An 18,084-nucleotide genomic window follows, 5' to 3' on the forward strand; every position below is an offset into this window, starting at 1 on the left:
CCCCCGCGGGTTGGCGGAGACGGAAGGCTCCCCATATGGACCCTGTAGTCGCCACAGGGTCAAGGGAATGGCTTCGGAAAATCCGTTGAATATCGGCGCACTTGCGAAGGCGACCGGCACGAAGGTGGAGACCATCCGCTGGTACGAGCGGGTTGGCCTGCTCCCGGCGCCCGCCCGCAGCGCAGGAAATTACCGGACCTACGGGGAGCCGCACCTCGGCCGCCTGAGTTTCATCCGGCGCGCCCGGGACCTCGGCTTCTCGTTAGAGCAGATCCGCGCCCTCCTCGACCTAGCCGAGGACCGCGAGCGTTCCTGTGACGCCGTGGATGTCATCGCCCGCACGCACCTGGACGAGGTGGACCGGAAGATCGCCGACCTCCAGGCGCTGCGCCGGGAACTGGATTCCCTTATCGGACAGTGCCGTCACGGCAGGGTGGCAGAGTGCCGCATAATCGACGCCCTCGGTCCCACCGTTGGCCGACCAGTTCCTTCCGGCGCTAGATCCGATGATGGCCGGGCTGTCCCGGCGGCCATCCGCCGGAACGGCTGAGACTTCAGATACGGATTAGGCACACCGTGTTGCCGTTCGGGTCCTCGGCCACCGGAGCTGGCCCGGCGCTGGGCGGAGTGCTGAGCGGGCCTTGTTGCTGACGTAGGCGAGGCCCGTGCTCCGGTCGACTGCTACTGTGTTCGGGTGCGTGCCGGTCCGCAGGCTCGCCAGCACCGTCAAGGCGCGCGCATCCACAAGGCTGACCGTGCTAGCCCCGCGGTTGGCGACATAGAGAAGCGCGCCATTGGGCGAGAAGGTGTCGCTGAGCGCGCCCGCACCTGTCTCCAGTAACTTGACGGGTTGGCCGGAGGTCGCATCCAGAACAGCGAGTTGGCCATTTAGGCCATAGTACCCTTGCCTTGTGGGAGGTTTCCTCCTGAAAAAAGGGAGGGCTGCACAGATCGGTTCGGCACAACGTCGGTGCTACTGGCGGTGGTGGAAGACGGCAGCTTGTCGGCTACGGCGCGACGTCTGCGCACGCCGCTCGTTACAGTCAGCCGCAAGGTGGCCGACGCCATCTGTTTGAAGGCTGGCATAGCACCTCTCTGTTGTTCTAGGGAGAAGCTAACCCATTGGAACCTTGGGAGCGATAGGTGGCTAGACAGCGCAGGCGCACAGCAGATGAGGATCCGGCTACCGACAACGATCCGATCCTGTCGCTCTATCGGAATTACTTTGCTGCCGCGCGTCGCTTGCACGAGATGGTGGAAGAGGCGCGCAGAGCCTCGGCGTCGTCTTTCGGCGACGAGCGCGAAACACACCTGAACCGCCTCGACACCTTCCTGCCACTCTGGCTCTCGGCCTTGTTCACGGCTTGCGAGGGCTTCCGGAAGCTGGATGCGCGTGACGCGGCACTGGATGCCCAGATGCGGGAGATCATGGCGCCGCTTCGGCGTGTCTGGCAGCACACCGTCGAGTACCATGACGATCTGGCGCAGAAACAGGGCCGCGCCACGTTTTATGGGCAGAAGTCAGGGAACCTCAACAAAGCAGAGCTCCTGCACACGACCTTCGAGGAGTTTTTCCGGAACCACCTCCGCTCGCTTGAGCAGGGCAGGCCGGATGACGCGGATATTCACTAGCAAAACGCCGAGCGCATCTCGGACTGACGCCTCTTGATCGCACCAGCTACCTACCCGGCGGTGTGCCACCGTAGATGAAGTAGATGCGTCCATTGGGATGACGCTGGGCAACGCATTTCATGTTTGCCCAGGTGTCCCGTTCGACAAGTTCCTCCATGACCCAGCCGCGAGGTCCGGCCGGCGTCTCGATCGGCAGAAAGCCATTCTGGGAAGAGCCTGTCACCGCGACCCAGGATGTGACGCGCCCGATACGGGCTGCCGACGTGGAAGGTTCCTGAAAAACGAAGGTCTGAGCCGCTCCACCGTCCCTGATGCCCCAGCATCGCAGGCCGCGTGCGTTGACCGCATCGGGCACTGGCTTCCCGATCGCCTGCTGGGCCGAAGCAGCCGACGCGAACCCCGCAACCATCGCAGCGAACAGCAGTGCCCAACCCTGCGTTCGCATCAGGATACCCTCGGAGCAGCACGACGGCGGTTGAGTTCGATCAGCGCCACTTCGGAACCGTTCATCATGAAGCTCGCGGCCTCTTCACCAGGCCGTAAGTTCCCCAGGGGGGCATACCGCTCCCACCGCCGGGCGGCCTGGGCGCGCTGAAAATACGGCAGCTGGCGATCGTTGCCTGGAGCACCGCCGGAGACCTGCTGGTCTATGCGGAAGGCCATCATGTCGAAAACCATGCACGTCCGAACGTCGCTGGGGCGTTTGTTGGGCGCCACAGCCCCCCGGTAGCACTCGTCGATCGCAGCGATCACGCCGGCCATACCCTGCCGATCCGCCGCAAAGGTGTAGCTGTCGACAACCGTGCGGACCAGAACGGCGGCAGAAGCAGGAATGCTCTGTGCTGAGGCCGCGTTCTGCGCAACCGGGCCACCGGGAGCGAGCGAGCCCTGCGGATTGGCCATCTGGCAGGCGCTGAACAGGGACAATGAAAGAATGCACGCTGTTCGCATGCAGATAGCGCCGACGCTTTTCATGGATGCTCCGTAGTGTCACTGGATGATGTTCGGTGGGCTGTCCGTAGCATCACCTTCCGCGTCGCCGAAGGTGTCCGGGACTGCCGCACGGAGCTTCTCGGCCCTTGCAGCCTCTACCGGCATCACGATGATGCACCCACGGTACTGGCACGTTGTGCGGACGTACGATCCTAGACGACGAAAGTCCTTGTACACCTTCACACTGAGGCCTCGGTAGGTCCGCACCTGCCGAAAACCGCTTCCCCAACTCGGAAGAACGAAGACGGCGTACTCACTTTCGTCGCGGGACAAGACGACGACTTCACGGATATGCCCGCCACGTTCGATCTGACCGACGATCTCCATTTCCTTGATCGTCGGTCTCTCAGTATCGACGCTCAGCGGTTCCAGGTTTGGATTGGCGGTCTGCGGGGCTTCGATCGCCTTTTGTTCGACGGGCTCGACGAAGTGGCCGCCAACCTCCCGGGCCTGGAGACGCCATAGACCGTCGACGATGCGATGAAGAGCGATGCTCGTCAGATCGTCGCCTTGCTGTTGGAACATGATGTCTATCGGGCCCACGGTCCCGGTGATCAGGATGGCGAACCCGGTTTCACGATCGTAGTTCCAGATCATCGCACCGGGGCCGGCGAGCTTGTTCAGTGCTTTGAACAACGCCGAAGCATTGGACGGAAAACAATGCCCGTCCGCGCAATGTCCGAAGGCGGGAGGATTGTCGATGTGGGTGATGATCTTGGGGGAAAGATCCCGAAACCCCGCCGCTGCCAGCACGTCGAACTGCGCTGATCCCGGCTCTCTTTCACGGAGAATGAGAGCTCGCTTGCAGAGCGAGTGTTCTACGACGGCATCCAGGGTCCGCGCCACAAGCGTCGCGATGTCCTGTACCGAACCGGTGATGTGGGCGAGATCACGATCCAACCTGCTCTGGACCTGATAGCGACGAACCTCGCGCATCAACCGCTCACGATCCTCCTGGATGCGCTGGATGTCCTTGCCCATCTCGTTGCAAAGACGGCGGTAGTAGTTGAACTCTTTCTCGAAGGTCGGGCGGGACACGAAGGTGTTCATCGCGCGCGCACCAGCAACGTCATAAGCACGCCTGTCCAATCGAGTGGTCGGCTGAAGCCTTGCATAGGGGCGATCTCTACTCCGGAGTAGAAGCCGAGGAATGGTACGTCGTCCTGGAGCGCTCCCCGTACGACATCGGCCTCCTCTACTTCCGAGCCGCTCATGATGCTCGCACGCCCGGCGCAGTCGATGTAGAGCCGCAAGAACGGTGTTGCCCCGTCTGATCTCGACGACGTTGCGGTTGCAACCTGAGTGCGTGCTGTTTGCAGCATCATTTCAGGATCATTCTGCATCAGTTGGACGAGTGCCCCTTCAAAGAAGTCGGGCTCGAAGAGAGTGATGCTACCGGTCTGACGATTTGCCGTGAGGATCAACCTGTTCACGTAATCTTCGGGTCCAGCGCTATTCCATTGCTCACCGAGCTTGAGGCCAAGGGTCATGATGCGGCTTGGGTGCCCGGCCTCGCTGATGAGAGGCATGTCCAAACGCTCCTCGATCACGTCCAGAGCCCGTCGCCCGTCCAGGGTGAGGATCTCGGCACCGTCAATCCCGGTGATGGTCATGAAGGCGCTGATCGGACGGCAGGCGTGAAGCACCACGGCTTCTGTGGTCACCTCGGGGGGGAAGACCAGGGCGGCAGCGACATGCCGTCGCACAGCCCCGTCGAGCACCATCCAACCATCGGTGATGGCGAGGTCGGTCAGAACACCAGCACCGGTGATCGGAGCGTGGATCCCCAACACATCCTGAAGGCCTCGAACAACTGCCCCGGCGACGTGCAGCCGGCGGGGTTCCACCGACAGGACACTATCGTAGAGCAGCAAGACGGTGGCTTCGGGCGCATGCTCCTGGTGGATCATACGCCCCAACTCACGACCGGCCTCTAAATCGCCCTGCGCGAGCGTATTTGCAAAATACAGCTTTGGGGTGAGATCGTCGTGCATAAATGCAACCATGCCAATTTCGAGCCCAGAGTAGGCAGCCCCCTCTGGTCCAATGATGCCGGCTGCTGAAGCGCCCACGATGCGTGTATTTGGATAACGGGCGGCAATCACATCAAGTATCACCGCTGGGTCATGAAGACCTCCTGCGAACAAAAGCAACATACATGGAGCATTACGGCCGCCTTCTACAAAGCGCGAGAGGCAAGACACTACGGTTGATTCAGTTGAAAGGCCTTTGGAGGCAGCCACGATGATACCGGCATTTTGTATAACCTCAACCATCGCGCTTACCCCTCTGGGTACATGGAACAGATAGGCTTTTTGCCCAACTCAAACGGCAGCTCGCGCGACAGCTGGCATCGCATCTAATTATTGATACGCCGTCGGAAAAGTCTTAACTAGGGCTCAGGATATGCGATTATCCCTCTAGGGGTGATCTCCCAGTTGCTAATAGGTTCCGGGGTACGCTACTCATTCGCACCGTCGGCAGCCGCCGAAAATCGAGCGGTCCCGGAGTAGTTGGGATGATAGCATGGATCAGCCGTGCGAAAAGCGAAAAAAGCTCACCTCTGTCCGTGTTGCAATCTCGAGTACAAAGGATCAGCGGGCCTCCGTGCAGAATTGAAAGATTCCGCACCGCGGCCGGTGGTAGGGCCTGAGATGTGAAGAGGCAGGTACCGAGCCGCTCACGCAACAGCATAGAGGCTAAGAGGCGGTCGGCACTCCAACAGGGTCCGTTTTACAGAGTGCCCGAGCCGCGGCGTTACCGAAGCAAGAAGTCGTGCAGCAGCCGGCCAGAGCAACTCTCGGCTGAGAGGATTGGGTCATGACACACCGCACTGGCACCTACCTGGATGCGATCCGGCACAAGGTGAAGAGCCTTGCTGGCTGCAGTGTCACGGAGGACTTGGCCAGCGATGGTGACCGCCTCCTCTCGCTTTTATGGTCTGAGGTCATGATGCTGGACGCCAAGTACCACGCGGACATTCGTCGTAGGGGAGCTGCGGACGCACGCGGTGATCTGGTGGCCTGTGACAAGATCGAATTGGAGCTGGCGTCGCTCAGCCAGGTCTATGCCGAGTTGATCGAAGATACGCGGATGATCAGCCGCTTCAGCTATATCGGGCTCTCGAAAAAGGCCCAGGTGCTCAGTCATCTTCTGGTTCAAGCGAAGGAGGAACCGTGTGAGGCCCTGCTCGGTTTGATCCTCACGTTCAGCGAAGATGTTCCGGCGACCTACGGCGAGGCCGATCCGATCACCAGCATCCGATCGCCCGCAGCCGGGGGGCTGAAACCAGAAGAGCAGAGACTTGCCACGACTGTGGTCGAGGCGCTTGAAAGTCGACGGACCGAAATGTTGGCGCACATGGAGGAGGCCGGCGATGCCGACCCCGTGGCGGCAGAGGATATCGCGACGAGATTCTACGACAGCGGCAAGCACCTGAGCTTGCAGATGACCCTGTTGGCAGAGGGCGAAGCACGTACCAAGGCAGATGTTGTGGCCTTGGCAGGGGTCGTGAGCTTTCTGGTGCAGAACGGCGTCGGCGCAGAAGGCTACGGCTTCATGCTCCCGCTCTGCCGGCAGCTCTGCGACGTAGTGATCGCACAAGGCGGAAACTTACCCTCGTAAGCGCAGGCCGTTCGCGCCGAACAGGAGCAGCCTCGGTCCAGTCATGAACCGGACGAGGCTGATGAAGCGAATTCTTCTCGCGACTTGTATCGCATCCTACCCAGTCCTTTCCATCGCGGCCCCGCTGTGCGGGCTGCCGGTCTCCATGGAGAGCAGGCCTTCCGAACCGGTGGCGCCCCACATCGCACTCCCGCCACCGGTTCCGGGTGCGAGGGTCCAGGCGCAGCCGGTGTCCGGTCCTGCAGCTCCCGGTTCAGCCTCCGTCACTGTCCCTCCTGCAGCCTCCGCGTCGGGCCCTCCAGCCGAGCCTCCCGGCCTCGGCGTTCCTGTTCTGCGGCATGTTTCAGCCTCCGGTGCAGCCATCGAGGACCTCGGAGTCCGGAACGGTCTCCGGACCGTCGTAGCCCGCTCCAACGGCGAGTTCATGCTGCTGAGCGTGGCTCCCTCGGGCGATGCCATGGTCGCCGGCATCCCGGCCGACCTGTCGGTCGCACGTCTTCGCGCTATCGCGGGAAGTGGCATCACCGACCTGGGCGAACGCCATGGCCTGCAAGGCCTCATGGTGCGGAACGGTGACGCCTTCCAGGTTTTCTACGCCACGCCGACCGGTGAGCAGGTGATCCCGGGCGTCATGTGGGACGCGACGGGCAAGAACCTGACACGGGAGCAGGTTTCCTCAGTCGAAGGCGCCATTCCCACCGTCACGATCGGGGATGTTCCCACCGGGAGGGCCCCAGTAGGGGCGGTGCCCCCACCACGTCCGAATACCCAGGCGGCTTCGGCCCCCGTACCGGCACAGCCCCCGGGAGCACTGGCTGTCGCCGACCGCGCCTCTGCCGGCACCGTAGGAAACGCCGGAGCACCACACCTGTGGATGTTTGCTGACCCGCAGTGCGGCTACTCGGTTCAGGCGATGCAGCGCCTGTGGCCGTTGGTGGCCAGTGGGAAGGTCCGTCTCTCCGTGATCCCAGTGGCTATTCTTGACCATCAGAATGCGGGCCACAGCACCACCGACAGCTTGGCCATGTTGAGCAAACCGGCCGACCAGATGGTCGCTGCCTGGAGCCGCGGCAACCTACAAGGCGCAGCTGATGCGGAAGCCGCGCCTCGTCTCCGCACGAACATGGAAGCGGCTCAGGCGATCCGCCTTCGCGGCACGCCGACGTTGCTCTGGCGCCGTGCAGACGGGAGTGAGGGTCGCTCGGATGGCATGCCGAACGACATCGACGCGCTCGTTGCCTCGATACAGGGAAGCTGAAGATGGCCATCAACCTTGGTCCAGGCCTGCAGAAGCCCGTGCAGGTGCGCCAGCAGCGCCTCTCCTGGGTGCTGGCAGGGCTACGCTGGGTGCGCCGGCGTACAAGCGAAGCAATTGGGGCTCGTGAGGTCCGGGGAGGTGCCCGCTTAATCGGTGAGCTGGCGGCAGCGCTCCGGCGTTCAAGGCCAGAGGGTACTGGGCCGATCGCTGATGAAGATGGCCGACTGGACGTCGCAGCGACGGCCTTCACGATGGGGATCTCCGAGCAGGAGCTACAGCAACTGCGTGCGACGAGGCGGAAGCAGACGTCGCGGTTGGCTTGGGGCTGCTTCGGGGCGGCCTGGGTATTCCTAGGTCTCTGGGCCTGGCAGGCCATGGGAACGCCGTGGTCACAGGAGCGAGTATGGGCAGCGGTGCAGTTCCTGCCCTTCTGCGCGGCCTTCTTCGTGCTGGCATTCCGCAGCGCCTGGCAGAACTGGCAGCTGCGAACAGGAAACCTGGGCTCGGCCGGCACATACCTGCGCACGACCGAGCCCTTCTGGCCGAGTGCGGGCTAGAAGGTGCCCGGAGGGGCAGCGGCGGACCCACCCGCTGCCCCGGTAGCCCAAGCCGCATGCTCGTAGTCCGGTCGGCCGGACATCACGCCCGGATCGTAGGGACGCACGATGTTACCGTTGCGGTTGAGGACCGGGGGTGCCCAGGTAGCGTTGGCAGAGCCCGCGGCGGCGTAGGGGTCGTAGCTCGGCTGCTGGACCGTTGGCGCAGCCGGTGCGCCGTAGCTGCTGACCGAGCGGAGGTTCCCGCTGCTGCAAGCTCCGAGAGACAGGGCAGTGAGGATAAGAAGGCCTGAGAAGCGTTGCATGGGTCTATCCTGGTTGATGCCCCATGATGCCGACAGTCGGCGCGAACGGTCCGGCTAGTTCTCGCCTCGCGTCAACCGCTCGATTTGCACCGTCAGTCGCGCGATCTCCTGCCGGGCCAGGAAAAGGTCGAAGTCATCCTTGTGGCCGGCTTCGGCTGCCTCGTCCCAATGCTTGTTTGCGGCTTCTTCGCGCTTCTGCAGATCGGCGTAGGCGGCCTGCATCCTGTCCGCCTCGCTTTCCATTTGAGCGTTGCGGATATGCAGCTGATCCCGCTCAGCAGTCAAAGCGGCATTGTTCGTTCGGAGCTGCTCAATTGTCGCATCGCGCGATCGAACGGCGGCTTTCCAGCCGTCGATAACCTCGTGAACCTCTTCAGCATCATAGCGGCGCCGCCGGGGAGGCGTTGGCGAGAAGACACGGTGGGTAAAGTCAGCCATCCGCTGGTCACTCTCGGCCGCCATGCGACCGAGAATGTAACCAGCGCCGCCGCTTATACCGGATGTCAGACCGCCATCTTCATCTTCGTCCATATCACCCATCTCGGGACGACCCAGAATGATCTGTGGCCGCCCTCATCGTGGAGTCCATCCCATCCGCCTCGTCCGCGGAACCAGAACCTCTACCATCAACCAGGGCTCTCTGAGATCCAAGCGACTTCTTTGCTCCATCAGCGGTCGCAAGAGCGGCACCTTGTATCGTCTTCAGAGCACCAGCAGCCCCGACCAGGGCGGCGTCACGGCTAAATCCGTCCATGTCGACCCGGTTAGCCGGCAGGAAGCCGATCAAGCGCGGGACATGATGGGGTACGAGCGAGATCATCCGGAACGACATCAAGGCCAGCACGACGTGGCACAGGACGAAGATGCACATCAGTACGATCACGCCGATGACATTCGTCACAACCCACCCGTTGCCCAGCACGAAACCGGCTGCCACACCGAAGCCCTGACGCAGCAACCACGACGTGCTCGCGAAGATGAAGTACCCCAGGAATAGGCCGAGCAGCATCAGCACCGGCCGAAACAGCACATTGAAGATGAGCGAGTAGCCTTCCGTAGCCTTCCCGTGCAGCCCTTCCCCACGCATGGTCATGTGCGCCAGCATCCAGAGCGGCACGGCTATCACGGCTTCGCATACCAGTATGAGCCAGCCCGCGACCCCCGCCAGCCAGATCAGAAAGGGGATCATCGGCAGGACGTAGGCGATGGTCAGCCCTGGAACCAAGAGACCGCTGGCAAGCGCGAAAATGGCCGGGGAGAAGAACTCCAGCGCCTTGCCGATGCCGGCGGTGGTCGCGCCGAGTGCTCCTCCAACAATCGGAATCCCACCGGTGGCTGTAGTGGTAGCCTCGGAAGCGGCGACTGCTACCCCGGCGGCACCTAGGGCACCGAGGCCGGCGGTGACCATGGCATGCCCGACTTGCATCAGGCTGCCGAACGGATCCGTCCAGACGCTGACCCCTGGGGCCACGAGGTAGTTGGTGATGAGGCCGAGCAGGGTTTCGCCGAGGTTCATATAGCGAAACACCCGGTCAATCAGCCCAGCGCCGTCCTCAGCCGGCGAAGCGCCCGCGAACAGAGCCGCACCGCCGATCGGCGTGTTCACCTGATCGACGGTGGCCACGTATGCCGACATGCGGTTCATAAAACTCTCGGATGCCTGCATGTAGGGGATCAGATCATTGCCGAGTGACCGGCCAAGTCCCTGGCCGGAGGGCTTACCCAGGACCGGCACAGCGCTCATCAAAGACAGGGTGGCGCCGTTGAGTCGGCTGAACTCGAGGTAGTAGGCCCCGGCAGAACTCCAGCCCAACGCCGCAAGGCGGGTCTGGCTGGCGTCGGCATCGGCACCGCTGCCGCGGGCATCGGCCATCTTGGCGCGCAGCTGGCTCATGGCCTGACTGGCAGCGCTGGTCAGGCGGGTGGTGTAGTCCGAGGTGCCCGCCACCAGCACTCCCATGAGCGGCTCCATGGAACTCAGGTGTCTACTCGAGTAGAGCTGCTGGGCGGCCAGTACGGCCTGCGGGCGGATGGTGTTCTCCAAGACGGCGTTCAGAATTTCGCGCTGCTTGGCACCCATGTCGATGCTGACGCCGGCGATGGTCCCGTAGCTGCCGGCCGAGATACGCAGGGTGACGGAACCACACACCGGAGCACCGACCTCGTTGCCGGAGGATAGGCGGTAGCTCCAGGTCTGAACGGTGTTGCCGCCGGCCGTCGCGGCCGAAACAGGGGCGGGCACCGGGACCAGGTTCGGGTTGTTGGAGGCGGCGTTCACCAGGGCACGGCAGAACTCATTGCGGATCAGCCCCGCCACAATGGTCCGGGTGCCCGGGATGATGGGATCGGCAATCACCCGAGCGTCGGCGCCGATCGCCTGCACGGCGCTCGAATAGACCGTGCGGGCCATGCCGATCCCCCACATGGAGAACTGCACCACGGCTGCCTGTCCTGCACTGAACCCGGAGGAGAGGGGGAACATGAAGATGGCTGCGACCCCAAGACGCAGGGCGAAAATGCCGCTCATGCCGTCGGTGAGCAGCCGGCCGGTCTCGGCCCCGCGCCACATCTGCATCAGCAGCGAGTAGATCAGGAAGACCATGGCTATGGAGGACACAAAGCCGGTCAGGTAGCGGACCAGGGTGCCGACCACAGTGGCGGCGTTGCCGGTGCTGACGGTGCCGGTGCTGCCGCCAACCGGGAAGACCGAGCGGACCACCGTAGCAGCCCAGTCATCGCCCGGATCGAGGGCGGACCAGCTCATGTCAACGCCCGTCTGGGCCAGGACCGGCCCTGCTAGGAGCAGGGCCGGCAGGAGTAGTCCCAAGAAGAGGACCTGTTGGTTGTGGCGCATCGCATCCTCGCGGGCGGGGTTCCCCGCGAGGATGCGCTGGCGCGGCGCGAACGGCGCCCTACGGTCCAGGAGAGGGGCTGGACGATGCCGACGCGGAAGCGCGAGGCCCTCCTTCAAGGGCAGAGCGGATTGCTTCGGTCGCCCGCCTCACCAGTTCGGCTACCTTCTGGCCAAGATCGTCCATGACGCTCTTGCCCTCCTGACGCGCCGGCACCTGGACGGCCGCTTCCCCGATCTGGGCATCCAGTCGTTCAAACCGCCCAGCGAGGACACTGGGGTCCGGCCGCTTGAGCATCACCGCTTCGGCGGCTTGCCGGTCGGCGCCGTACTGCTTCACTGCGGAGGTTGCGGCGTCGTAGGAAGCGGCTACCCCCTTATCCTGAACGAGAGCGTTGTTGAACTGGGTCCGCAGCTCCGCGTGGCGTCCGCCCTCGCGCATCTCGGACAGCACACCCTGCATTCCCTGCGGGTCCGAGCGGGCCGCCTCGTTGATGCGGGCCATAACACCGGCGCCGGCGCCCTGGGCAAAGCTACGGAGGGCTTCCACCGCTTTCTGCCCGGACGCTTCAGCCAGCCCAACGGCGGATTCGTCGCTGAACTTGCTCACAAACCGATTGATGCGGTCGCCGATGGGGGTTGCGGGCTGCCGCCATGGCGGAGGGTTCTCCTCCCGCGGTTCTGCCATAGCCAAGACGACACGGCCAAGGACGCTCGGACCGTGCCCCCCCTGGCCGGCTTCCACTCCCTGGGTCGGCTGGGTGGAGGGGTGTGACTGGCCGTCGGGAGAACGAGGCCCGCCGCCGGAAGGGGGCGCGGCAACCGGTGCTTGGGCTACCGGGGAGCCAGGCGGAGGGCGGATCCCTTCCCCTGGTGACATCGACGCTTGTACCTTCTCGTCCGGCTTCGAGGCTGGAGCTACTGGAGGTTGCCCAGCTTGAGGCTGGCTCGTGTCCGTCGCTCGCGATGGCGAAGCGGCTGACACATTGCGAGATGCGGTGGGTCCTGCCCCTAGAAGGGCGAGCCTGCTCTCGAGGCTCTCGACACGATCCAGAACGTCCGGCCGGTTCTGGTCGCCTCCCTCGCGCCCAACTTCGAAAGCGAGCTTGCGGATATCGGCCGTCAGCTTGGAATTGTTGAGGTTGGGGATCTCCTTGAGCATGTCGTGGATGCGGAGATTACCAAGGCCAGGTGCTGTGGCTGCCAGACGCTCCATCTCGGAGCGAAGTCCCTCCGAAAAGCCCACCGCAGGTCCCGCGAGCCCTTTGAAGTCCTGGTAGACGTAAGCCACGCGGGTTCGGAACTCGACGCTGTCGACGTGTTCCGGCTTCCGCATGGCGGCCGCGAGCCCTTCGATCTGACTGCTCAGCTTGGGATCGTGTCCAACGATCGTGAGCCGCATCTGGTCCATACGTTCGACCAGCTCACGGAGGGGATCTTTGCCTGGAGGCACCGCTGCAGGCGCCTCGATCATGGTGGCCGACATTCGCGGGCTCCTTCAGTTGGCGGCGATGGTGGGAGAAGGCATGGACACGACGCCCGTGAAGCCACGCTCGACGTCGACAGCAAGGTTGGCGGCGCTCACGGCGGCCGACTGCATCTGCAGGCGCAGGTTGGCGAGGGCGAGGTAGTTAGAAAGCGCCAGCTCCTGCGCGATCTCGCGGCTAACTGCCGCTGGGGTCATGTTGTGCAGCGAGGCCGCCCAAGCCACATCGGTGAAACGCCGGTCCACCTCGAGACCGAGAACCTGTAGCCAGGAACCGGCGGCCGGCGGCTCGACGCCCCGCGCCCGGAGCTGCGCCTGCTGTGCCTCGTTGAGCGTGACGGTGGGCGCCTGCAGGGCGATCTGGTGACTGAACACCGAGCGGGACAGGGACATGCGGGCGTCGTAGGCCCGCCGCCGGGCGGAAGCATCCTGGCCCTCGACAGAGGTCAGGTGATCCCCTCGCAACGCAGCCGGCACCACAGGCTGTACGACGTTGGTAGAGAAGTCGTTCGCTGCATTTACCGCATCGCCGTCGGGGTAAACCTCGCGCACGAAACTGATGGCACGCACGTCAGCGTTGGGTCGTGCGGAAGCTGTGCAAAGCCCGGCTGCCGCTTCATCGGCGTCGCAGTAGCGCGACAAGTGGAGGGCGTTGGAGGAGGTCATGGATTGCGCCTGCCCGAACCAAGCTGGCGTGTTCGGGCCGCCCTCGCCACGGGCGTCCATGACATCGGCGATGGCAGTAGCGATCCGTCCGCCCTGGATCTGTGACTGCCCGCTGGACTGTCCGCTATCTAAGGCAAGGCAAGCTTGTGGCGACGCGGTGTGCTCGTCACGGATCTCGGAATTGCGCATATCCCGGTAGAAGCGGGCATTGGCGCTGTTGGAGGCGTCCGCGATCTGCTGCACGGCACCGATCTGTGCGCGCTGGTAATTCGCGGTCTGGGTGAAGCCGTCGCCAAGCCGGTCGTTAAGCTGGTTGCCGACACCGGTCAGGCGATCACTGATCAGGGTGCCGATATTGGTGACGTTGTCGTAGACTTTATCGACAGCGCTCGTCATCGCCTTCTGCGACTGCTCGATCAGAAAGTGCGTGATGGCGTCGAAGGTCGGCCACTCGGCATGTGCCAGCCGGGGTGCCGTGACAAGGAACCCGCCTGCCAGAACAATGACGGCGACCGAAGATTTAAGACGATTGCGCATAAGCTGTGTCCTTCCTCGCTCTAGCGGCCCGCGCTGGGCAGGGTGTATCCGGTTGGCGCTAGCGGAGATCCGTTGACGTAGAGGCTGCCGGTGGTGTTCGCGCCGGTGCCAACAGAGCCGATCGGCGGCCCACCGCCGCCAAAGCTCAGGCGCGGGCACATGACTCCGCCACCAAATCCACCAAAGCCGAGATTGAAGCCTGACACTGTGAGGCCGCACTGCGCCGATCCCAGCGCCGACTGCCACGCCTGGTTCGCCGCGGCGCAGATTTGCCCCTGCACGGCGTCAAGCAGTGACGTCGGGTCGAGCAGGTTGGAAATGACGTTGAGCCCAACGCCGCGAAAGAAGCCGTCCAGACAGGACAGGTTCTTCACGCTGTTGGGCGGCCGGATCGAGGCATCGTCCGCTTGAACGCGGGCTGAAATGCCATCGGCTGCGGCCTGGGTGATGGCGGCGCAGCCAACGCTGCCGGTAGTCTGGGCATAGGCCAGAACCGGCATGCTCACGAGCGCAAGGGTAAGGGCAAAACGCCGCATCATGCGGCCTCCTTCGCAGGTTCGGTGCTCGCCCCGATCAGGGCCTCCAGGCGATCGGGAGCGAAGATGCGGGCAAGGAGATCCTGTCGATGCAGGACATCGAGGGTCGAGCGGAGGGCACGACCGGCCTCCGATGTGTCGTCCTGCAGGAGGGCGGTGCGGAGGATAGCCGCTGCCTCGGGAGCCGTAGCACCGTCGATCCATTCGAGGAGGCGCAGCATGCGTGCAACACCGAGCTGGGCTATGATTTCCCGAGCAACGCGCGCGTCGTCCTTGGCGAGGCCACGACCGACCCTGTCGGGGCTACCGGCGTCCAGGGCCAAGCCTAGGTCCATCAGCAACGCCCGGACCTCCTGGGCATCCTCGATGCTTCGAATGGGCGAGGCGACCCGGGCTGCAATCCGTGGCTCCGTCTGACGAAGCCAATCCAGTACGCTTGATCTCTCCAGGTCGGGCATTCGTCCGGTCCTTCCTCTCGTGGGAAGAACAGGGTGCCGATGGTCGACGCGAACGGCGCGCCCTCAACGCGTGATGGTTACGGTTCTTCCAGCCAGTGTCATCCGCAGCCCAAGGGGCCGGATTGCTTCCTGCAAAGCACGGTTCCAGGGCTTGCCGCCCACCCACGATACCAGTGCGTCCGTTTCAAATCCGGGGCCGTATTGTACCCGCAAACCTTCGGGAACGATTTGACGGGCCGCAAACGACAGCGGAACGTCCGTTCCGAAGCCTCGCGCTGGCGTGAACGATACGCTAGGTGAACTCGCTCGGCGTGGCGAGGCGGTTGTATTGGTTCGATTCTCTGCCATGCCGGCCAGAGGGTCGACGAACGCGGGCCGTGTTACCAAGGCTTGCCCTGCTGGGGCACCGGCAGGTGATAGCCGGAAGTCGATTTGAAGTGGTTGGGGAGCCATCAAGTGTGTCGTGAGAAGCAGCGTAGTCACCAGGGTCATAGCACACTCCTTGTCTCGATGGAGGGTGCCAGGGATCGGCGCGAACGACTTATTCCCCAACAACCGTTTCCGAGCGCGCCAACTTCCTCGATTCTTGTTCTCCAAGGGATTGGATCCAGGGGAGACGGATGGTGCTGGGTGGGAACTGGGCAATGACACGCAGGACCAGAGGCGATGTCCAGGAAGCCGGGCAGAAAGACCCATTCCTTGTCGAGGTTGGTCGGCGGGTCAGGGAAATCCGTACTCGTCAGAGGCTGACACAGGCGCAAGCAGCTGAAGCTGCGAACATCCCCCAGGCCACACTGTTCCAGACAGAGGCGGGTATCCAGAACCTGCAGCTCAAGACGCTGGTCAAACTCGCGAAAGGGCTCGGGACCAGCGTGAGAGACCTCATGCCTGTGCCGGTCGAGGTGACCGAGGCAGAAAAACCGGCTCCGCAGACGCTTGATGAAGTGCTGGAGCGGCTGGAGGTGTCGTCACGCGAGACCATGCGCCTGAGCCAGCTCGCCGTTTTCCTCCGCACATTGCCCCAGCAGGAAGGATAGGGGGCGCCGGGCTTCAATGCTCTTATCCTTACAGACCGCTTCCGTTCGCATGCTCTCGAACCTTACCAGAGCGCATTTTTCCTAGCTTTAACCATATAAGACTGGTTGCATCACATGCTTGTGGGATGTTAGGAATTCTTCACGGAAGGTGGAGAGCCTAAGTGTTCCTGACCCATGCCCCTGTTGCCGTATCTGCTCCGCAAATCACTCCCCTGGCGGGGGGAGCGATCTCGCAGACGCCGTGGCGGTACGATGGCGCACTGGCGGGAATGATCGGCAAGGGGCTGGGGCTGCAGGCTATCAGCGCCTACCTTGGAGCGGCACCGGCAATCATCATGGGACGAGTTGTGGAGCTGGGACTGGCAACCCCGCACGACGAACCGTTCCGGCGCATGAAGCACGCCAAGGCGTGGCCGGTCTCCGACTTTCGTCGTTTGATCGACTGCTGGCTCGACAACTGGAAGGCGTCGAGCGCCTCCAAGATCTTCGGACGCAGCTTGAGCAGTATCTATGGGCAGGTAAGGCGACTTGGCCTTCCGCGTCGCTCGCGACGTGACCTGCATCAGCCGACGCCCGAAGCATTCGATCAGCTGCAGCGGGCTCGGGGTGCTCTGGGAGCTCTCTGCCGCGACCTGTTCGATACCGTCGACAAGTCGCTGGTCAAGGTCATCACGCGCGCCAGTGGCGAGATCCTGCGGATCGAGCGCAAGCTCAACCGCGACGAGGTCCGGTGGACCACGGCGCTGGATCTAGAAATCTCGGACCGTGCCTGGTCATGTCAGCACCACAAGGCCATCGCACGAGACCTTGGCATCTCGCCACGCGCGATATGCACCCGTCTTTCTGCGCTCGGTGTTCCGCCGCGCGATCGTAAGGAGCTGGTCGACTTCTACGATCCGGCAATCGGGCAGGAGCGCATCCGCAAGTCTCGATACAAGATGCGGCAGTGCAGCTTTCTGAAGAACCAGATCTTCTGGTCCGCGCACTTCGGCGAGACGACGAGCAAGGTGGCCAAGCGTTCGAAGGCATACCACGAGGCTTTCCGGGCGATCCTTTAGAGCCGCAGAACGCGGCTGATCGCACGGCGGCACACAACCCCAAAACGGCGGAATCGGATATGAGTGACGACGGGGGAGCGTTGGACGCTCCGGCGGGTGATGACGTGTGTTCCGACCAGGAGCCGGACGGAGACGTTCCAGAAGCTGCCACTGGTTGGAGCGATGCTCTTTCGGCCGAGCTGCACAAGCGCGCCCTCGCACCGATGAGCCTTACCGCTGTCAGGCGCGATCTCGGTTTTCGTTGAACACGTAGAAAATCAACAGCGATGCCGCGCCGTTCGCGCCACCGCCAACGAAAATGGGTGCCGGAATTGAGAGGCACCTCATGCAGAACGAGAGAGCAGCGGTTACCCGCCGGCTGAGTGATCCCGACTTCCAGGGCAAGCTCGTCAATCGGCTCATCGGCGCGGTCATCGCTCTGTCACTGGTGACCACCGCATCGGTGGCTCACTCCTACTGGCTTCAGACACGCCCGAACGAGACGCGATACTTCCTTGTGGACGGGCGCAACCCGCCTCGCCCCATTCGCGGACTTGAAAGCCCCGTACTGGACGACACCCAGTTCCTCGAATGGACGGTTCGTGCCGTGTTGGCGGCCTACAACGTCAATTACCATGACTACGCTACGCAGCTGAACGCAGCCGGGCGCCGGTTCTCACTAAATGGTTGGAACACCTTCGCTCGCAGCTACATCGCGTCCGGCAACTTCGAAGCCATGAAACGCGCGCGCCTGACATGCTTCGCACAAACCCAGCGCGCGGCGGCGATCACGGAGCCCAAGATGATCGACGGCCGCCTCGCTTACGAGATCCAGTTTCCCATCGTTCAGACCTGCGAGAATTCGCAGCAGACGAGCCAGGCGAACCTGATGATCAGCGCACTCGTCGTTCGCACCAATGACGAGGATCGTCCGGATGGGCTCGTGGTTGAACAGTTGGTCGCGACAGCCCGATGAACCTCGCAGGAGCGCCCGCCATGAGAGCCCGTCAGATCGTTTTCGCCCTGGCCAGCGGAGTTTGCCTTTCGGGCACGGCGCTGGCGCAGGCGCCTAACCCACCTCAGCAGTCCGCTTCGCCCGTAGCACCG

20 protein-coding genes are annotated in these 18,084 nt (G+C 63.2%); 8 read left to right on the plus strand and 12 right to left on the minus strand.

Features of this window, described 5'->3' with window-relative positions:
- Nucleotides 1-67 precede the first annotated feature (67 nt).
- Entirely contained in the window at nt 68-550 is a 483-nt protein-coding gene (locus tag NRP21_RS18745; RefSeq protein WP_257717753.1) for a MerR family transcriptional regulator, read from the plus strand.
- A gap of 15 nt (nt 551-565) precedes the next feature.
- Here the strand turns inward: NRP21_RS18745 and NRP21_RS18750 are convergent, their stop codons facing one another.
- Nucleotides 566-745 carry a hypothetical protein gene (locus NRP21_RS18750; RefSeq protein WP_257717754.1) on the minus strand — a complete coding sequence of 60 codons (180 nt, stop codon included), beginning with the start codon at nt 743-745 and terminating at the stop codon, nt 566-568.
- A gap of 398 nt (nt 746-1,143) precedes the next feature.
- On the opposite strand from NRP21_RS18750, the gene NRP21_RS18755 reads away from it, so the two are divergent.
- A complete protein-coding gene (locus NRP21_RS18755; RefSeq protein ID WP_257717755.1) occupies nt 1,144-1,632 on the plus strand; it encodes a hypothetical protein in 489 nt (162 codons plus the stop codon).
- 46 nt (nt 1,633-1,678) lie between these two features.
- Here NRP21_RS18755 and NRP21_RS18760 read toward each other — a convergent pair whose 3' ends face one another.
- From NRP21_RS18760 to NRP21_RS18775, 4 genes are read right to left on the minus strand one after another with little or no spacing between them, the layout of a single operon-like run.
- The gene (locus NRP21_RS18760; RefSeq protein ID WP_257717756.1) at nt 1,679-2,077 is read right to left on the minus strand and encodes an SH3 domain-containing protein; all 399 of its coding nucleotides are present in this window, start codon (nt 2,075-2,077) and stop codon (nt 1,679-1,681) included.
- Entirely contained in the window at nt 2,077-2,607 is a 531-nt protein-coding gene (locus tag NRP21_RS18765) for a hypothetical protein (protein WP_257717757.1), read from the minus strand. The genes NRP21_RS18760 and NRP21_RS18765 overlap by 1 nt, the downstream gene beginning before the upstream one ends.
- Nucleotides 2,608-2,622: 15 nt before the next feature.
- The gene (locus tag NRP21_RS18770; protein WP_257717758.1) at nt 2,623-3,675 is read right to left on the minus strand and encodes a hypothetical protein; all 1,053 of its coding nucleotides are present in this window, start codon (nt 3,673-3,675) and stop codon (nt 2,623-2,625) included.
- Nucleotides 3,672-4,901: an FIST signal transduction protein gene (locus tag NRP21_RS18775; protein WP_257717759.1), complete on the minus strand. Its 1,230-nt coding sequence runs from the start codon at nt 4,899-4,901 to the stop codon at nt 3,672-3,674. Before NRP21_RS18775 ends, NRP21_RS18770 begins: the two co-directional genes overlap by 4 nt.
- 544 nt (nt 4,902-5,445) lie before the next feature.
- Between NRP21_RS18775 and NRP21_RS18780 the strand changes: the two genes are divergently transcribed.
- The 3 genes from NRP21_RS18780 to NRP21_RS18790 all read left to right on the plus strand — a co-directional run bounded on the left by NRP21_RS18780 (nt 5,446) and on the right by NRP21_RS18790 (nt 8,064).
- The gene (locus NRP21_RS18780) at nt 5,446-6,249 is read left to right on the plus strand and encodes a hypothetical protein (protein ID WP_257717760.1); all 804 of its coding nucleotides are present in this window, start codon (nt 5,446-5,448) and stop codon (nt 6,247-6,249) included.
- A gap of 424 nt (nt 6,250-6,673) precedes the next feature.
- A complete protein-coding gene (locus NRP21_RS18785; RefSeq protein ID WP_257717761.1) occupies nt 6,674-7,507 on the plus strand; it encodes a hypothetical protein in 834 nt (277 codons plus the stop codon).
- 2 nt (nt 7,508-7,509) lie between these two features.
- On the plus strand, nt 7,510-8,064 hold the full coding sequence (locus NRP21_RS18790) for a hypothetical protein (RefSeq protein ID WP_257717762.1): 555 nt from the start codon (nt 7,510-7,512) through the stop codon (nt 8,062-8,064).
- On the opposite strand, the gene NRP21_RS18795 is transcribed toward NRP21_RS18790, so the two are convergent.
- The 7 genes from NRP21_RS18795 to NRP21_RS18825 form a co-directional block, all read right to left on the minus strand.
- Entirely contained in the window at nt 8,061-8,369 is a 309-nt protein-coding gene (locus NRP21_RS18795) for a hypothetical protein (RefSeq protein ID WP_257717763.1), read from the minus strand. The two genes, NRP21_RS18790 and NRP21_RS18795, sit on opposite strands and share 4 nt — an antisense overlap.
- A 54-nt stretch (nt 8,370-8,423) precedes the next feature.
- The gene (locus NRP21_RS18800) at nt 8,424-8,900 is read right to left on the minus strand and encodes a hypothetical protein (RefSeq protein ID WP_257717764.1); all 477 of its coding nucleotides are present in this window, start codon (nt 8,898-8,900) and stop codon (nt 8,424-8,426) included.
- Between the two features lies 1 nt (nt 8,901).
- Complete coding sequence (locus tag NRP21_RS18805) at nt 8,902-11,133, minus strand: DotA/TraY family protein (protein ID WP_257717765.1); 2,232 nt, start codon at nt 11,131-11,133, stop codon at nt 8,902-8,904.
- A 148-nt stretch (nt 11,134-11,281) separates the two neighbouring features.
- On the minus strand, nt 11,282-12,706 hold the full coding sequence (locus NRP21_RS18810) for a hypothetical protein (protein ID WP_257717766.1): 1,425 nt from the start codon (nt 12,704-12,706) through the stop codon (nt 11,282-11,284).
- Between the two features lie 12 nt (nt 12,707-12,718).
- Nucleotides 12,719-13,909, minus strand: a complete 1,191-nt coding sequence (locus tag NRP21_RS18815) for a hypothetical protein (RefSeq protein WP_257717767.1) — start codon at nt 13,907-13,909, stop codon at nt 12,719-12,721.
- 20 nt (nt 13,910-13,929) lie between these two features.
- Nucleotides 13,930-14,448, minus strand: coding sequence for a hypothetical protein (locus NRP21_RS18820; protein ID WP_257717768.1), 519 nt, complete (start codon nt 14,446-14,448; stop codon nt 13,930-13,932).
- Nucleotides 14,445-14,903: a type IVB secretion system protein IcmW gene (locus tag NRP21_RS18825; protein ID WP_257717769.1), complete on the minus strand. Its 459-nt coding sequence runs from the start codon at nt 14,901-14,903 to the stop codon at nt 14,445-14,447. The genes NRP21_RS18820 and NRP21_RS18825 overlap by 4 nt, the downstream gene beginning before the upstream one ends.
- 644 nt (nt 14,904-15,547) lie before the next feature.
- Between NRP21_RS18825 and NRP21_RS18830 the strand changes: the two genes are divergently transcribed.
- The 3 genes from NRP21_RS18830 to NRP21_RS18840 all read left to right on the plus strand — a co-directional run bounded on the left by NRP21_RS18830 (nt 15,548) and on the right by NRP21_RS18840 (nt 17,953).
- Nucleotides 15,548-15,940 (plus strand): helix-turn-helix domain-containing protein, encoded by a 393-nt coding sequence (locus NRP21_RS18830; protein ID WP_257717770.1) that lies wholly within the window; start codon nt 15,548-15,550, stop codon nt 15,938-15,940.
- 161 nt (nt 15,941-16,101) lie between these two features.
- A complete protein-coding gene (locus tag NRP21_RS18835) occupies nt 16,102-16,998 on the plus strand; it encodes a hypothetical protein (protein ID WP_257717771.1) in 897 nt (298 codons plus the stop codon).
- A 325-nt stretch (nt 16,999-17,323) separates the two neighbouring features.
- Nucleotides 17,324-17,953 carry a DotI/IcmL family type IV secretion protein gene (locus NRP21_RS18840; RefSeq protein ID WP_257717772.1) on the plus strand — a complete coding sequence of 210 codons (630 nt, stop codon included), beginning with the start codon at nt 17,324-17,326 and terminating at the stop codon, nt 17,951-17,953.
- The last annotated feature ends 131 nt before the right edge of the window (nt 17,954-18,084 follow it).

Origin of the sequence: Roseomonas populi (genome assembly GCF_024594815.1) — a bacterium.
Classification (GTDB): domain Bacteria; phylum Pseudomonadota; class Alphaproteobacteria; order Acetobacterales; family Acetobacteraceae; genus Roseomonas; species Roseomonas populi.

What these genes read in the sequence shown, in the direction of transcription:
- NRP21_RS18745 (WP_257717753.1), top strand. Translation starts at nt 68, where the DNA reads ATGGCTTCGGAAAATCCGTTGAATATCGGCGCACTTGCGAAGGCGACC.
- NRP21_RS18760 (WP_257717756.1), bottom strand. Translation starts at nt 2,077, where the DNA reads ATGCGAACGCAGGGTTGGGCACTGCTGTTCGCTGCGATGGTTGCGGGG.
- NRP21_RS18765 (WP_257717757.1), bottom strand. Translation starts at nt 2,607, where the DNA reads ATGAAAAGCGTCGGCGCTATCTGCATGCGAACAGCGTGCATTCTTTCA.
- NRP21_RS18770 (WP_257717758.1), bottom strand. Translation starts at nt 3,675, where the DNA reads ATGAACACCTTCGTGTCCCGCCCGACCTTCGAGAAAGAGTTCAACTAC.
- NRP21_RS18775 (WP_257717759.1), bottom strand. Translation starts at nt 4,901, where the DNA reads ATGGTTGAGGTTATACAAAATGCCGGTATCATCGTGGCTGCCTCCAAA.
- NRP21_RS18780 (WP_257717760.1), top strand. Translation starts at nt 5,446, where the DNA reads ATGACACACCGCACTGGCACCTACCTGGATGCGATCCGGCACAAGGTG.
- NRP21_RS18785 (WP_257717761.1), top strand. Translation starts at nt 6,674, where the DNA reads ATGCTGCTGAGCGTGGCTCCCTCGGGCGATGCCATGGTCGCCGGCATC.
- NRP21_RS18790 (WP_257717762.1), top strand. Translation starts at nt 7,510, where the DNA reads ATGGCCATCAACCTTGGTCCAGGCCTGCAGAAGCCCGTGCAGGTGCGC.
- NRP21_RS18795 (WP_257717763.1), bottom strand. Translation starts at nt 8,369, where the DNA reads ATGCAACGCTTCTCAGGCCTTCTTATCCTCACTGCCCTGTCTCTCGGA.
- NRP21_RS18800 (WP_257717764.1), bottom strand. Translation starts at nt 8,900, where the DNA reads ATGGACGAAGATGAAGATGGCGGTCTGACATCCGGTATAAGCGGCGGC.
- NRP21_RS18805 (WP_257717765.1), bottom strand. Translation starts at nt 11,133, where the DNA reads ATGAGCTGGTCCGCCCTCGATCCGGGCGATGACTGGGCTGCTACGGTG.
- NRP21_RS18810 (WP_257717766.1), bottom strand. Translation starts at nt 12,706, where the DNA reads ATGTCGGCCACCATGATCGAGGCGCCTGCAGCGGTGCCTCCAGGCAAA.
- NRP21_RS18815 (WP_257717767.1), bottom strand. Translation starts at nt 13,909, where the DNA reads ATGCGCAATCGTCTTAAATCTTCGGTCGCCGTCATTGTTCTGGCAGGC.
- NRP21_RS18820 (WP_257717768.1), bottom strand. Translation starts at nt 14,448, where the DNA reads ATGATGCGGCGTTTTGCCCTTACCCTTGCGCTCGTGAGCATGCCGGTT.
- NRP21_RS18825 (WP_257717769.1), bottom strand. Translation starts at nt 14,903, where the DNA reads ATGCCCGACCTGGAGAGATCAAGCGTACTGGATTGGCTTCGTCAGACG.
- NRP21_RS18830 (WP_257717770.1), top strand. Translation starts at nt 15,548, where the DNA reads ATGACACGCAGGACCAGAGGCGATGTCCAGGAAGCCGGGCAGAAAGAC.
- NRP21_RS18840 (WP_257717772.1), top strand. Translation starts at nt 17,324, where the DNA reads ATGCAGAACGAGAGAGCAGCGGTTACCCGCCGGCTGAGTGATCCCGAC.